We start from the raw sequence: 12675 nt of genomic DNA on the forward strand, positions 1-12675 counted from the left end.
GTCCCGACCAATTGCCCCGGCCCGGCGCGCAGCCAGGTCACGAACTCGTGCCACCGCGCTGTCGCAATGCCTTGGGTGAACACCGCCCCCATCGACGCCCGTACCGCCTCCACCGAATAGGGATCGGCGCAATCGTCGATCAGGATCAGCCCGCCCGCTCGGGTGGCGTCGCCGGTGCGCAGGATCGTGCCTATATTGCCGGGATCGCGCAGGGCCTGGGCTACGATCCACAACGGCGCGGCGGCGCGGTCAATCTGCGCGAGGTCGGTCGATGGCTGGCGATAGGCGCCGAGCACCAGCCCGGGGTTGTCCTTGCCACTCATCTTGGCCAGGATGTCGGGCGTCGTCTCGATCGCCTCGCCGCCCGCCGCTTCGGTCGCAGCGATGATCTCGGCCGCCAGCGGATGCGCCGCCCCGGCGGGGGTGAAGGCGATTATCTGGGGCAGCAGCCCGCTGTCGCGCGCCTCGGCCAGGATGCGCAGCCCCTCGGCCAGGAAAAGTCCGCACTCCCGCCGCGCCTTGCGGTCGCGCAGCGAGCGGATCAGCTTGACCGTGTCGTTACCGAAGGACGTGACCGACCGGGGCATCAGGCCGTCCTGCGGCGGCAATGCCCTGCTCGGCAAGCCCCCGGCTTGCCTGCGCCGGTCATTCCTCTCCGAACCGCCCCTCGACCAGCGCCACCAGCTGGGCCAGCGCATCGTTCGCGTCGGTTCCCTCGGCATGGATGACGATCGTGTCGCCGATCGCCGCACCCAGCATCATCAGCCCCATGATCGACGTGCCGACCACGCTGTTGCCATCCTTCTCGACCCGCGTCTCGGCCGGCAATCCGCTTGCCATGGTCACGAACTTGGCGCTGGCCCGGGCGTGGAGCCCGCGGCGGTTGCCGATCTGGACCGACTGGCTCGGCATCAGGCCGCCGCCTCGCCGAGAATTTCGCTGGCGACGGAGATATATTTGCGGCCCGCCTCGCGCGCAGCGGCTACTGCCGCGCGTACGCCCATCGCCTTGCGTGCGCCCTCCAGCCGGATCAGCATCGGCAGATTTACCCCGGCGATGACCTCGATCTGGTCGCTCTTCATCAGGCTGATGGCGAGATTCGACGGCGTGCCGCCGAACAGGTCGGTCAGGATGATCACGCCCTTGCCCTGGTCAACGCTCGCAATCGCAGTCGCGATGTCCGCGCGGCGCGCTTCCATATCGTCGTCCGCACCGATGCAAATGCCCTCGATCGCCTCTTGCGGCCCAACGACATGCTCCATTGCGGTGATGAACTCGGCCGCCAGACGGCCGTGGGTCACCAACACCAATCCAATCATTCCCTCACCCGCCATGATGGCCGTCACGATACCGCATGCTCATGTCGCGAGCTGCGGCGGTTGTTCCTCGATCGTATCGCTGGGCGGCGTAGCGAGGTCTCGGTGACGGGTCATCGGCGAAAATCCCCTCGCCTGCAACCGGTTCGCCATTTCGACCACCGCCGCCACCGACCGATGACGCCCCCCGGTGCAGCCGAACGCCACCGTCAGATAGGTTTTGCCGGCGGCCCAATAGCGGGGAATTAGGTCGGCGAGAAGGGCTTCGAGTCGATCCATTGTTGCCCCCCATGCCGGATCGCTGGCGACGTAAAGCTGAACGGCCTCGTCCTCACCGGTCAGCGGGCGCAATTCGTCGACCCAATGCGGGTTATCGATGAAGCGCATGTCGAACACCAGGTCGGCGGTGCGCGAGACGCCGCGGGCAAAGCCGAAGCTGGCGATCGTCACCACCGGCTGGTCGCGATCGCCCGGATAGCGCCGGCGAAGCTCGTCGCGCAGGTCGGCCGGCTTCAGGTCAGTGGTGTCGATGACGTCATTGGCGGCCAGACGAAGCGGCGCGGTGAGTTCGCGCTCGCGGGCGATGCCATCCTCGGCCGGACGATCGCTTGCCAGCGGGTGGCGGCGGCGAGTCGCGTCGTAGCGGCGGATCAGCTCAGCGCTGGAACAGTCGAGGTAGAGAATCTCCGGTGTTACGCCTTCGATCGCGCGCAGCACGGCGGGCAGGGTGGCGGCATCGAAATCGCGGCTGCGGACGTCCATCCCGACCGCGATCGGCATCGTCTGCCGCGCCTTGCGCTCGCCATGGACGAACGGCTGGAGCAGGCCGAGCGGCAGATTGTCGACGCAGTCCCAGCCCATGTCCTCGAGCGCGTCGAGCACGCTCGACTTGCCGGCGCCGGACATGCCGGTAACGAGCAGCAGGCGCGGCAAATTGCTGCCGCGTGAGGGCATCAGGCCTTGAGGCCCAGCCGGTCCAGCGCGAGCGCGACCTTCGACGCGGCCGACGCCGTCATGGCGTCGACGCTGATCATTGGAAGCGCGACGCCCAGCACTGGCCGCTCACGATTGCCATCGGGCAGGCGCTGGATTTCACTGGTCAACTCGACCAGCAGCGCGACCGGCATGTCGGCGACCGTGGGCATGGTGACGATGCCGACTCCGCGTATCTCCAGCTTGCCCAAAATCGTCGGCGGGCATGACGCGAACAATCTGTCGCCGGCCTTGCGGATGATCGTCTGGTCATCGGCGACCAGCACGAAGCCGCGATCAATCAGGCGCAGCGACAAGTCGGACTTGCCCGCCCCCGATGCGCCGGTGATCAGTACTGCGTGGCCGTCGATGGCGACGCAATTGGCGTGCATCGTCTCCGACGACAGACGCAGATTGGCCGGCTTGGTGCCGGTCGCGGTGGGCAGGGGCGCGCTCATGCCTCACCTGTCGCCGGCAGGCGGATAGTGAATCGGGCGCCAGAAGGCGCGTCATCGCGGTCGGCCACGTCAATCTCCCCGTCATGGCCTTCGACGATCGCCCGCGCGATCGCAAGACCCAGCCCCGAGTGGCGGCCGAATAGATCGGCCTCGGGCCTTACTGAATGAAAGCGGTTAAAAATCGCTTCCCGTTGCGCAGGTGGAACGCCGGGACCCTCGTCGTCGATGCGGATGCGGATGTCGTCGCCGACTCGGGCCGCTGCAATCTCGACCAGACCCCCTGGCGGGGAGAAGCTGATCGCATTGTCGACAATATTGTCGATTGCCCGTGCCAGCCGAGCCGGATCGCCGAGCACGATCGCACTCGCCTGGCGCGGCCGGGCGAAAGCGATGCGCACGGCGCCGGATGTGCGGCGCGCTTCCCATGCGTAGGTCAATTCCTCGATCATCTTGCCGACATCGACTTTGCGGAAGCGGGCGCGGGCGAGCTCGGCATCGGTCCGCGCCGCTTCGGAAATGTCGCCGATCAGCCGGTCAAGGCGGAGGACATCCTGCCGCACGACATCGGTCAATTGGGCGCGCAGGGCGGGGTCGTCGATCCGCTCCAGGCTGTCGACCGCCGACCGCAGCGAGGCGAGCGGGTTCTTCAGCTCGTGGGTCACATCGGCGGCGAACGCCTCGATATTGTCGATCCTCAGGCGGAGCGACTGGCTCATGTCGCTTACCGCCCGCGCCAGCATTCCGATCTCGTCGCGGCGGGCAGGCAGGCGCGGCACCCGCACTTCGCGCGCTCGGCCCAGCCGGACGCGGTGTGCGGCGCGGGCGATCTGACGCAACGGTTTGACGATCGTCCGGGCGAGCCACAGTGACAGCGCGACCGAAAAGAGGCCCGCGACCAGCATGGCGACCGCCAGCGCGGCGCGCTCGCTGCGGATAAGGCGGGTGTAGTTGCGGTCGTTGACCTGCGCGACCACGACCGATCCATCGGGCAGGGCGGCGGCGGCGGAGATTACCGGGGTCAGATCGGGCGCCTCGCGGACAACACTACTGACTTTGCGCGAAGTCAGGGCGTCGCCTGCTTCGGGCCAACTGTCGCGCCGGTCTTCTTTCGGCTCCGTGAACGGCTTCATGTAGCCATTGTCCGTCAGGGCGTTGAAGCCCCGGTCGAGCAGACGCGCGGCATCCTTGGTCCATGGCTGGCTGCGCGGATCGACCAAGGTGAAGGTCGGCCCGGTCGTCTTCCAGCTGTCGATCGCCAGCGCGCCGTCGGGGCGGTAAAGGCGCAGCCGGCTTTCCGTCACCCGCCCCAACCGCTCGAGCGTCTGCCGCTGCGACGCGGCGGTCTCGTCGTCGATCGTATTAGCGGCGAAGCTGGCGACGGACTCACTCCGCGCGATTCGTTCCTCCAAAAGCTGGTCGCGGAACTGGTCGAGCGCGAGGATGCCGAAGGTCATCAACCCCAGCGTCAGCAGGTTCGTCGCGAGCAGCCGGGTAGCGAGCGTGTTCGGGCCACGAAACCGCAGCCTCGGCTCGACCGGCTCACTCCTCTCCGAATCGGTATCCAACGCCATAGAGTGTCTCGATTGAATCGAAGCCGGGATCGATCAGGCGGAATTTGCGACGGACGCGCTTGATGTGACTGTCGATGGTGCGGTCGTCGACATAGACATCGTCGGTATAGGCGATGTCGAGCAGGCTGTTGCGCGACTTGACCACGCCCGGCCGCTGGGCGAGCGCCTCCAGAATCATGAACTCGGTCACCGTCAGCGTGACGTCGCGACCGCCCCAACGGACCTTGTGACGCGCCGGGTCCATCACTAGTTGGCCGCGTTCGAGCAGCGCCGGCTCGGGGGTCGTATCGGTGCTCACGGCGCGGCCGGCGGCAATTTCCTGTCGGCGCAGGATGGCGCGGATGCGAGCGATCAGCAGCCGTTGGGAGAAGGGCTTGGCGATATAATCGTCGGCCCCCATCGCCAGGCCGAGCGCCTCGTCCAGCTCGTCGTCCTTGGACGTCAGGAAGATTACCGGCATCGCCGCCGCCGCACCGCCCAGCTCGCGCAATCGGCGAAGCAGTTCGATGCCATCCATTTGCGGCATCTTGATATCGAATACGCCCAGGTCCGGAGCATTATCTGCGAACGCTTTCAACGCAGTTGCGCCGTCGGAATAGACGCGGGTCACGAATCCTTCAGCCTGAAGTGTGATCGATACCGAGGTCAGGATGTTGCGGTCGTCGTCGACGAGCGCGATCACGGGGCTCATGCTGGCTCCGGCAAGGTGGGCGGAAAAGTTGCGTCGCGATACTGCTCATGGAGCGCGAGAACAAGCGACAGCCGCTTTGACCCCGCGCGACACCGCGACTATAGGCTCAACGCATACGTATGCGGCGGGGCCTCTAGCAGTGCTCTTGTATCTGATTTCCAAGGAGAGTTGACGGTGGGTGAGCGGATTTCTTCGCACGGGCTGGACGCTCAGGGATTCCGGACCGGTGCGACGCTCCACTGGAACCTGACGACGGCACCGCTGGTCGAACTGGCGGTCCAGCGCGGCGAGGGGCTGCTGGCCAAGGACGGCCCGCTGGTCGTCAAGACCGGCAAGCACACCGGCCGCAGTGCGAAGGACAAGTTCATCGTCCGCGATGCCGAGACCGAAAATACCGTGTGGTGGGGCAAGTCGAACGCGGCGATGACGCCCGACGCTTTCGCCGCATTGAAGGGCGATTTCCTTGCCCATCTCGGCACCAAGGCCGACTTGTTCGTCCAGGACCTGCACGGTGGTTCGCAGCCCGAGCATCGCGTCAAGGTGCGGGTGATCACCGAATATGCGTGGCACAGCCTGTTCATCCGCACGATGCTGGTCCGGCCCGAAGTCGCCGAACTGGCGAGCTTCGCGCCCGATTACACGATCATCGACCTGCCCAGCTTCCGCGCCGACCCGGCCAAGCACGGCTGCCGCACCGAGACGGTGATCGCGGTCAATTACAGCGAGAAGCTGATCCTGATCGGCGGCACCGAATATGGCGGCGAGATGAAGAAGTCGGTGTTCGGCCTCTTGAATTATCTCCTGCCGCCGCAGGGCATCATGCCGATGCACTGCTCGGCCAACATCGGTCCAAGGGGCGATACGGCGATCTTCTTTGGCCTGTCGGGCACCGGCAAGACGACGCTGTCGGCCGACCAGAGCCGGACGCTGATCGGCGACGACGAACATGGCTGGTCGGACACAGCGGTCTTCAACTTCGAAGGCGGCTGCTACGCCAAGATGATTCGCCTGTCGGCCGAGAGCGAGCCCGAAATCTTCGCGGTCACCAAGCGCTTCGGCACGGTGCTCGAGAATGTCGTGATGGACGACACCGAGCGCACGCTCGACCTCGACGATGCGACGCTCGCCGAGAACAGTCGCGGCGTCTATCCGATCGACTATATTCCGAACACGTCGGAAAAGAATATGGGGCCGGTCCCCAAGAATCTCATCATGCTGACCGCCGATGCGTTCGGCGTGCTGCCGCCGATCGCGCGCCTGACACCCGAGCAGGCGATGTACCACTTCCTGTCGGGCTACACCGCCAAGGTTGCCGGGACCGAAATCGGCGTGACCGAGCCGGAAGCGACTTTCTCGACCTGCTTCGGTGCGCCGTTCATGCCGCGCCACCCCTCAGTCTATGGTAATTTGCTGAAACAGCGCATCGCCGAGGGCAGCGTCGATTGCTGGCTGGTCAACACCGGCTGGACCGGTGGGAAGTACGGCGTCGGCAACCGCATGCCGATCAAGGCGACGCGGGCGCTGCTCAACGCCGCGCTCGACGGCAGCCTCAAGGCGGGCCAATTCCGCAAGGATTCGAACTTCGGCTTTGAGGTTCCGGTGGCGGTGGCGGGCGTCGATCCGACCATCCTCGATCCGCGCCAGACCTGGTCCGACAAGGCTGAGTATGACGCCACTGCGGCCAAGCTGGTCGATCTGTTCGTCGAGAATTTTGCGCAGTTCGAGGAGCACGTCGACGCCGGCGTGCGCCAGGCGGCACCGAAAGTGGCGGCTTAGGGTTATTCCTCCCCAAACTTGCTTTGGGGAGTTGGCAGCGCGCTCGCGATCAATTCGGTCGGCCTTTCAGAAAGCGGATACTGGCCCGCAGACAAGGGGGCATTCGGCAGACTGAGAAGAGTCCAAAGCAGAACAACTGCAAAGCGCCGGTTAACGCGCTCCCTTCGCCGCGCGGATATAGTCTCCCACGTTGAGCGCCAGCACGTCGAGCGGGACGTTGCCGCCGAGTACGACCGTGTCATCGAACGCCTTGAGGTCATAGCGCGACTCGAGCGCCGCCTGCGCCCGCACGCGCTGGCGTAATATCTCGTCCTGGCCAATCTTGTAGCCGCACGCCTGGCCGGGCCAGCTGCAATAGCGATCGACCTCGCTCGCCACTTCGAGCGGGTTGGAGCCGTTGCGCTCGACGAAGAATTGCACCGCCTGCGCGCGCGTCCAGCCCTTGGCGTGAAGACCGGTATCAACTACCAGCCGGCACGCGCGAAACGCGATCGACTGGAGGTAGCCGAGCCGCCCGACCGCGAAATCGTCATAGACGCCAAGCTCGTCGGCGAGTTGCTCGGCATAGAGCGCCCAACCTTCAGAGTAGGCGTTGAACGCGAGGATCGAGCGGATCAGCGGCAGTTTGAACGTATATTCGCCCTGCCACACGTGGCCGGGGATCGCCTCGTGGTGGGCCAGATCGGGCAGGCTGTATTTGCTGTGCAGGTCGGTGGTGCGCAGGTTGATCCAGAATTTGCCGGGGATCTTGCCGTCGGGTGAGCCAGGCCCGCCATAAGCACCGGGCGCGCCGGGCTCCTCGTCGGGCGGCAGGCGCTTGACCTCGAGATTGCCGGGCACAAGCGTGTTGAACGCGCGCGGGAGGACGGTGCGGATAATCCGCAGCCGCTCCTTGATGAAGGCCATAATCTCGGCCCGGCCCTTGTCGCCTTCGGAAAATCTGTAGAGCGGGTCCTTGGCGAGCGCCATCATCCGCTCGCCGACCGACCCTTGCGTGTAGCCGAGTAATTGCAGAATCGGGTCCATTCGCCCGTGAAGCTCGGCGAGTTCGGCCAGACCCATGGCGTGAATCTGGTCCGGGGTCAGGCTGGTGGTGGTGCTCGCGCGAAGGGCATAGGCATAATAGGCCGCGCCGTGGGGGCGGTGCATGATGCCGGCGGCGTCGGTGGCATAGCCGCGCTGGCGGCGGAGTTCGGCCAGCTGCCGTTCGAGTGCGGGGGCAACGCGCTTGGTGGTGATGGCGCGAGCGCGCTCGGCCCAGTTGCCGGGGATGGCCTTGGTCCGTCGCTCGATCGATTCGACGAGCCCGCCGCCCTCCGTCGCCGCCTTGGCCGATCCGGACAGTGCCCGGTCGGCCTTGTCATTAAGGAAACTCGGCAAAATCACGCCGAGCGCTGCGGTCCGTTTCATCTCCGCCAGCTGCCCGTCGAGCTGCGCTGGAAACTGGTCGAGCCGGGCGAGATAGGCGTCGGCGTCGCCGGCATTTTCGATCAGATGGTCGGTGTCGAGGAATTTGGGCGCGTCGAGATAGGCGCCGGTGTTCTGGCTGACGACATAGGGCGAGTTGCGATAGCCGCCGACGGCGACGTCGCCATAGGGCAGGGCGAAGCCGCGCAGGGCGGTGCGATAGGCGCTCTTGACGACTTCGAGGCTGGTGCGGGTCGAATGGGTAAGGGCGGTCAGGTCGAGCGGTTCGATGCGGGCGAGGGTCGTGCGGACCATCGCGACGAAGCGGTCGCGCCCGGCGGCACTGGTGTCGCTAAGCCGCGATCGCAACGCCGCCCGAGCGCCCTTGTCGATATTGAGCGACGTCGCGGTTTCGGGAGCGAGCGTCATGAAATCCTCGGCGACGCGATCGAGCAGCGTGCCTGCTTCTGCCTCGCCGATGCGTCGTCCTGGGCGAGGAACGCTCCGAGCGACGGCGGTCGCCGCCACGGTCGACGCGCCGATCGCCGACAGCGCGGCACGGCGGCTGATGTCCGTCATTTACTCACTCCGATACGCACTGGCGGGTCGACGATTAGGCAATTGCCTTCGACGCCGCGGATGATCACTTGTTCCCCGACTGCCGCCGGTCCGCCGCGCGCGCTCCACTCGCCGTCGCCGAGCCGGACGCGACCATCCTCGACGCCGACCGCCTTGGTCACCGTGACCGACCGCCCGATGAGCTGTGCCGCCCGGTCGTTAAGCTTGTGCGCGCCGGGGCCGTGGGGGCGATTATAGAAACGCTTGCCGGCCAGCACCGCGAGCGCGGCATAGATAACGAACAGGATCAGCTGGAACGTTGCGCCCAGGTTGAACATCAGCGTGAACAGCCCGGTCAGCACCGCCGCCGCGCCGACGAAGATCAGAAAGAACCCCGGCGCGATGAGCTCGGCAATCAGCAACACGACGCCGCCGATCGCCCACCACCAGCCCGGATCGATGCCGTCGATCATGAGCGCGGGATCTGGACTGTCGGGACGCCGGGGGCAGACGGGGCCTTCGGTTTTGCGGCGGGGGGTGCCGCAAGAGTGGGATCGCCGATCCCGAGCGCTTCCTTGGCGAGCGCGCCGATTCCGCCCAGCGTGCCGATCAACTGGGTCGCCTCGATCGGGAAGAGGATCGTCTTGGCGTTGGGCGAGGTGGCGAAGCCGCTAATCGCCTCGACATATTTCTGCGCGATGAAGTAATTGATCGCCTGCGTGCTGCCGCCAGCGATAGCATCGGAGACCATCTTGGTCGCCGAGGCTTCGGCCTGGGCAGAGCGTTCGCGCGCTTCGGCGTCGAGAAACACCGATGCGCGGCGACCCTCGGCTTCAAGAATCTGGGCCTGTTTCATTCCTTCGGCGCGGTTGATCTCATTCTGCCGCGCTGCTTCGGACTCGAGGATGGTCGCGCGTTTCTCCCGCTCGGCCTTCATCTGGCGCGTCATGGCGTTGACGATATCCGCCGGCGGGCGAATGTCCTTCAGCTCGACCCGAGTAATCTTGATCCCCCAGCTTTCGGTTGCATTGTCGACCACCGCCAGCAGTCGGGCGTTGATCTCGTCCCGCCGCGACAGCAGCTCATCAAGGTCCATCGAGCCCATCACTGTGCGCAAATTGGTCGTGGCGAGGTTGAGGATCGCAAGGTACATGTCGCTCACTTCATAGGCCGCCTTGGACGCCTCGAGCACTTGGAAGAAGACCACCCCGTCGACCGCGACCATCGCATTATCCTTGGTGATGATCTCCTGCCCGGGGATGTCGAGCACCTGCTCCATCATGTTCACCTTGCGGCCGACGCGATAGAAGAAGGCCGGGTAGAAGTTGAACCCTGGATGCGCGATCGCCGTGAAGCGACCGAAATGCTCGATCGTGTAATGAAAGCCCTGGTGGACGATTTTGATGCTGCCCATGACGAACAGCAGCATGAGCATGGACACGAATGCGAGAAAGATGCTGAGCATGAGAACCCCCAATGAGTTGCGCCATGATGCGACGGGACCGCGCGCCGGAAAAGAGAAATCGGCATGAGCGCAACCTGCCTGCCGCCTTCGCGCCGCGGGCGGGGGAGATTGCTCGCACCCAACGGCTGGTCGTGGCGGCGACCGGCGGAGCGGTTCGAGAATGCGGTGATTGAGACAATGCACGTCGACGCGGCGGCAGCTGCCGGCGCGCGCCTAGTTGTCGAATCACCCGCGCCCTGCCAAAGGCGCGCATGGCCCGATCATTCCATGATGAAATCCCGCTCGGACTGACGTTCGACGATGTCCTGCTGCTGCCGCTCGAATCCGGCGTGCTGCCCAGCCAAGCCGATACCCGCACCTTGCTGACCCGCGCAATCCCGCTCGCCATCCCGTTGCTGTCCTCGGCGATGGATACGGTGACCGAGGTCGACATGGCGATCGCGCTGGCCCAGCTCGGCGGCATCGGCGTGCTCCATCGCAATCTGGAGGTGCCGGTGCAGGCGGCAGCGGTGCGCGCGGTTAAACGGTTCGAAAGCGGCATGGTCGTCAACCCGATCACGATGACACCCGACCAGACGCTGGCTGACGCGCTGGAGCTGATGAAGGCCAACCGCATTTCCGGCATCCCGGTGGTCGAGAAATCGGGCAAGCTGGTTGGCATTCTGACCAACCGCGACGTCCGCTTCGCCGAGAATCCCAAGCAGCCGGTCAGCGAGTTGATGACCAAGGATAATCTCGCCACGGTCCCGCTCGGCACCGGGCAGGAAGCTGCGCGGCGAATCCTCCACCAGCGGCGGATCGAGAAATTGCTGGTCGTCGATGCGGCCGATCACTGCGTCGGGCTGATCACGGTCAAGGACATCGAAAAGGCGGTCGCTTCGCCCAACGCGACCAAGGACGCGGAGGGGCGACTGCGCGTCGCCGCTGCGACTACCGTTGGCGACGCGGGCTTTGCGCGATCGGAGGCACTGATCGACGCGGGGTGCGACTGCATCGCCATCGACACGGCCCACGGCCATAACCTCGACGTCGGGCGGGCGGTCGAGCGGGTCAAGAAATTGTCCAATGCCGTCCAGGTCATCGCCGGCAACGTCGCTACTGCCGATGCGGCGAAGGCGCTGGCCGATGCCGGGGCGGACGCGATCAAGGTCGGCATTGGTCCGGGATCGATCTGCACCACGCGGATCGTCGCCGGGGTCGGCGTCCCGCAACTGACCGCGATCATGGAGGCGGCGTCGGCGGCAGCGAAGGCGGGCGTGCCGGTAATTGCCGACGGCGGTATTCGCACCTCGGGCGACATCGCCAAGGCGCTCGCGGCCGGGGCGTCGACGGTGATGGTCGGCTCGCTGCTGGCCGGTACCGCCGAGGCACCGGGCGAAACGTTCCTCTACCAGGGCCGCGCCTACAAGGCGTATCGCGGCATGGGCAGCGTCGGCGCGATGGCCCGCGGCTCGGCCGACCGCTATTTCCAGCAGGATATCAAGGACCAGCTCAAGCTGGTGCCGGAAGGGATCGAGGGCCAAGTCGCGTTCAAGGGTCCGGTCCGCGACATCGTCCACCAGCTGGTCGGCGGGGTGAAGGCGGCGATGGGCTATACTGGATCGGCGACGATTGCGGACTTGCAGGAGAGAGCCAAGTTCGTGCGGATCACCAATGCGGGGTTGAGCGAAAGCCATGTGCATGACGTTTCGATCACGCGCGAAGCCCCTAATTATCCGACGCGATAGGGGATGACTCCCCCCGCCCGCGCTCAGGCCGCGATCGATATTCTCGATCAGGTCATCGCCTCCGCCCGCGACGACGGACCGCCCGCCGACACGATCGTCACGGCCTATTTCAAGACCCGCCGCTATGCCGGATCGAAGGATCGCCGCGCGGTGCGGGAACTGGTGTTCCGCGCCATCCGCCATGCTGGGCAGATCCCGCCGAGCGGACGGTCGGCGATGCTTGGGCTGGCCAGTACGGACAAGGACCTCACCGCCACTTTCGATGGTTCGCCGCACGGGCCCGCTGTGATCGGGGAGGCCGACAAGCCTGCGCGCGGGTCGATGATCCCAAAGTGGGTGGAGCCGTTGCTGTCACCGCTTGTGACGGCCGCCGAGCGACCGGCGTTCGTGACGCGCGCGCCGCTCGACCTGCGCGTCAACCTGGCGCGCGCGACGCGGGACGAGATGCTCGCCGAATTCGAAGGTTCCGAACCGACGCCGCTCAGCCCGTGGGGCCTGCGCCTGCCCGCCGACAGTCGCGCCGATCAGAACCCCGCCTTCGCCGATGGCCGAGTCGAGGTGCAGGACGAGGGCAGCCAGCTGATCGCGCTGGCCTGCGCCGCGAGGCCCGGGATGAGGATCATCGACCTGTGCGCCGGGGCAGGAGGCAAGGCGCTCGCCCTCGCCGCCGCGACCAACAATGCGGTCGAGCTGATTGCCTGCGATACCAACCGCCAGCGCCTGTCGCGTCTTGC

The 12675-nt window shown here is 65.9% G+C and carries 12 protein-coding genes and 1 pseudogene; 3 read left to right on the forward strand and 10 right to left on the reverse strand.

Annotated features, from left to right (window positions below; translation table 11 throughout):
* From RMN84_RS05955 to RMN84_RS05985, 7 genes are all read right to left on the reverse strand, one after another.
* On the reverse strand, positions 1 to 587 hold a 587-nt coding region (locus tag RMN84_RS05955; RefSeq protein ID WP_309611275.1), incomplete at its 3' end, for a TrmH family RNA methyltransferase.
* A gap of 58 nt (positions 588 to 645) precedes the next feature.
* Positions 646 to 912 carry an HPr family phosphocarrier protein gene (locus tag RMN84_RS05960; RefSeq protein WP_309611276.1) on the reverse strand — a complete coding sequence of 89 codons (267 nt, stop codon included), beginning with the start codon at positions 910 to 912 and terminating at the stop codon, positions 646 to 648.
* Entirely contained in the window at positions 912 to 1319 is a 408-nt protein-coding gene (locus RMN84_RS05965; protein WP_309611286.1) for a PTS sugar transporter subunit IIA, read from the reverse strand. Before RMN84_RS05965 ends, RMN84_RS05960 begins: the two co-directional genes overlap by 1 nt.
* A gap of 39 nt (positions 1320 to 1358) precedes the next feature.
* The gene (gene rapZ, locus RMN84_RS05970; RefSeq protein ID WP_309611277.1) at positions 1359 to 2270 is read right to left on the reverse strand and encodes an RNase adapter RapZ; all 912 of its coding nucleotides are present in this window, start codon (positions 2268 to 2270) and stop codon (positions 1359 to 1361) included.
* Positions 2270 to 2746 carry an HPr kinase/phosphatase C-terminal domain-containing protein gene (locus RMN84_RS05975; RefSeq protein WP_309611278.1) on the reverse strand — a complete coding sequence of 159 codons (477 nt, stop codon included), beginning with the start codon at positions 2744 to 2746 and terminating at the stop codon, positions 2270 to 2272. The genes rapZ and RMN84_RS05975 overlap by 1 nt, the downstream gene beginning before the upstream one ends.
* The gene (locus RMN84_RS05980; RefSeq protein ID WP_309611279.1) at positions 2743 to 4317 is read right to left on the reverse strand and encodes an ATP-binding protein; all 1575 of its coding nucleotides are present in this window, start codon (positions 4315 to 4317) and stop codon (positions 2743 to 2745) included. The genes RMN84_RS05975 and RMN84_RS05980 overlap by 4 nt, the downstream gene beginning before the upstream one ends.
* Complete coding sequence (locus tag RMN84_RS05985; RefSeq protein ID WP_309611280.1) at positions 4286 to 5008, reverse strand: response regulator transcription factor; 723 nt, start codon at positions 5006 to 5008, stop codon at positions 4286 to 4288. The genes RMN84_RS05980 and RMN84_RS05985 overlap by 32 nt, the downstream gene beginning before the upstream one ends.
* A gap of 168 nt (positions 5009 to 5176) precedes the next feature.
* Between RMN84_RS05985 and RMN84_RS05990 the strand changes: the two genes are divergently transcribed.
* On the forward strand, positions 5177 to 6784 hold the full coding sequence (locus tag RMN84_RS05990) for a phosphoenolpyruvate carboxykinase (RefSeq protein ID WP_405051449.1): 1608 nt from the start codon (positions 5177 to 5179) through the stop codon (positions 6782 to 6784).
* Between the two features lie 150 nt (positions 6785 to 6934).
* On the opposite strand, the gene RMN84_RS05995 is transcribed toward RMN84_RS05990, so the two are convergent.
* From RMN84_RS05995 to RMN84_RS06005, 3 genes are read right to left on the reverse strand one after another with little or no spacing between them, the layout of a single operon-like run.
* Complete coding sequence (locus RMN84_RS05995; protein ID WP_309611282.1) at positions 6935 to 8770, reverse strand: DUF885 domain-containing protein; 1836 nt, start codon at positions 8768 to 8770, stop codon at positions 6935 to 6937.
* Entirely contained in the window at positions 8767 to 9222 is a 456-nt protein-coding gene (locus tag RMN84_RS06000; protein WP_309611283.1) for an NfeD family protein, read from the reverse strand. The genes RMN84_RS05995 and RMN84_RS06000 overlap by 4 nt, the downstream gene beginning before the upstream one ends.
* A complete protein-coding gene (locus tag RMN84_RS06005) occupies positions 9219 to 10214 on the reverse strand; it encodes an SPFH domain-containing protein (protein ID WP_309611284.1) in 996 nt (331 codons plus the stop codon). The genes RMN84_RS06000 and RMN84_RS06005 overlap by 4 nt, the downstream gene beginning before the upstream one ends.
* A gap of 251 nt (positions 10215 to 10465) precedes the next feature.
* Between RMN84_RS06005 and guaB the strand changes: the two genes are divergently transcribed.
* Together guaB and RMN84_RS06015 are read left to right on the forward strand one after the other, a co-directional pair.
* Positions 10466 to 11941, forward strand: a complete 1476-nt coding sequence (guaB, locus tag RMN84_RS06010; protein ID WP_309611285.1) for an IMP dehydrogenase — start codon at positions 10466 to 10468, stop codon at positions 11939 to 11941.
* A gap of 3 nt (positions 11942 to 11944) precedes the next feature.
* Positions 11945 to 12675 (forward strand): annotated as a pseudogene (locus tag RMN84_RS06015) (RsmB/NOP family class I SAM-dependent RNA methyltransferase); the annotation flags it as partial.

The sequence above is a fragment of the Sphingomonas sp. genome (assembly GCF_031380695.1).
Lineage (GTDB): Bacteria > Pseudomonadota > Alphaproteobacteria > Sphingomonadales > Sphingomonadaceae > Sphingomicrobium.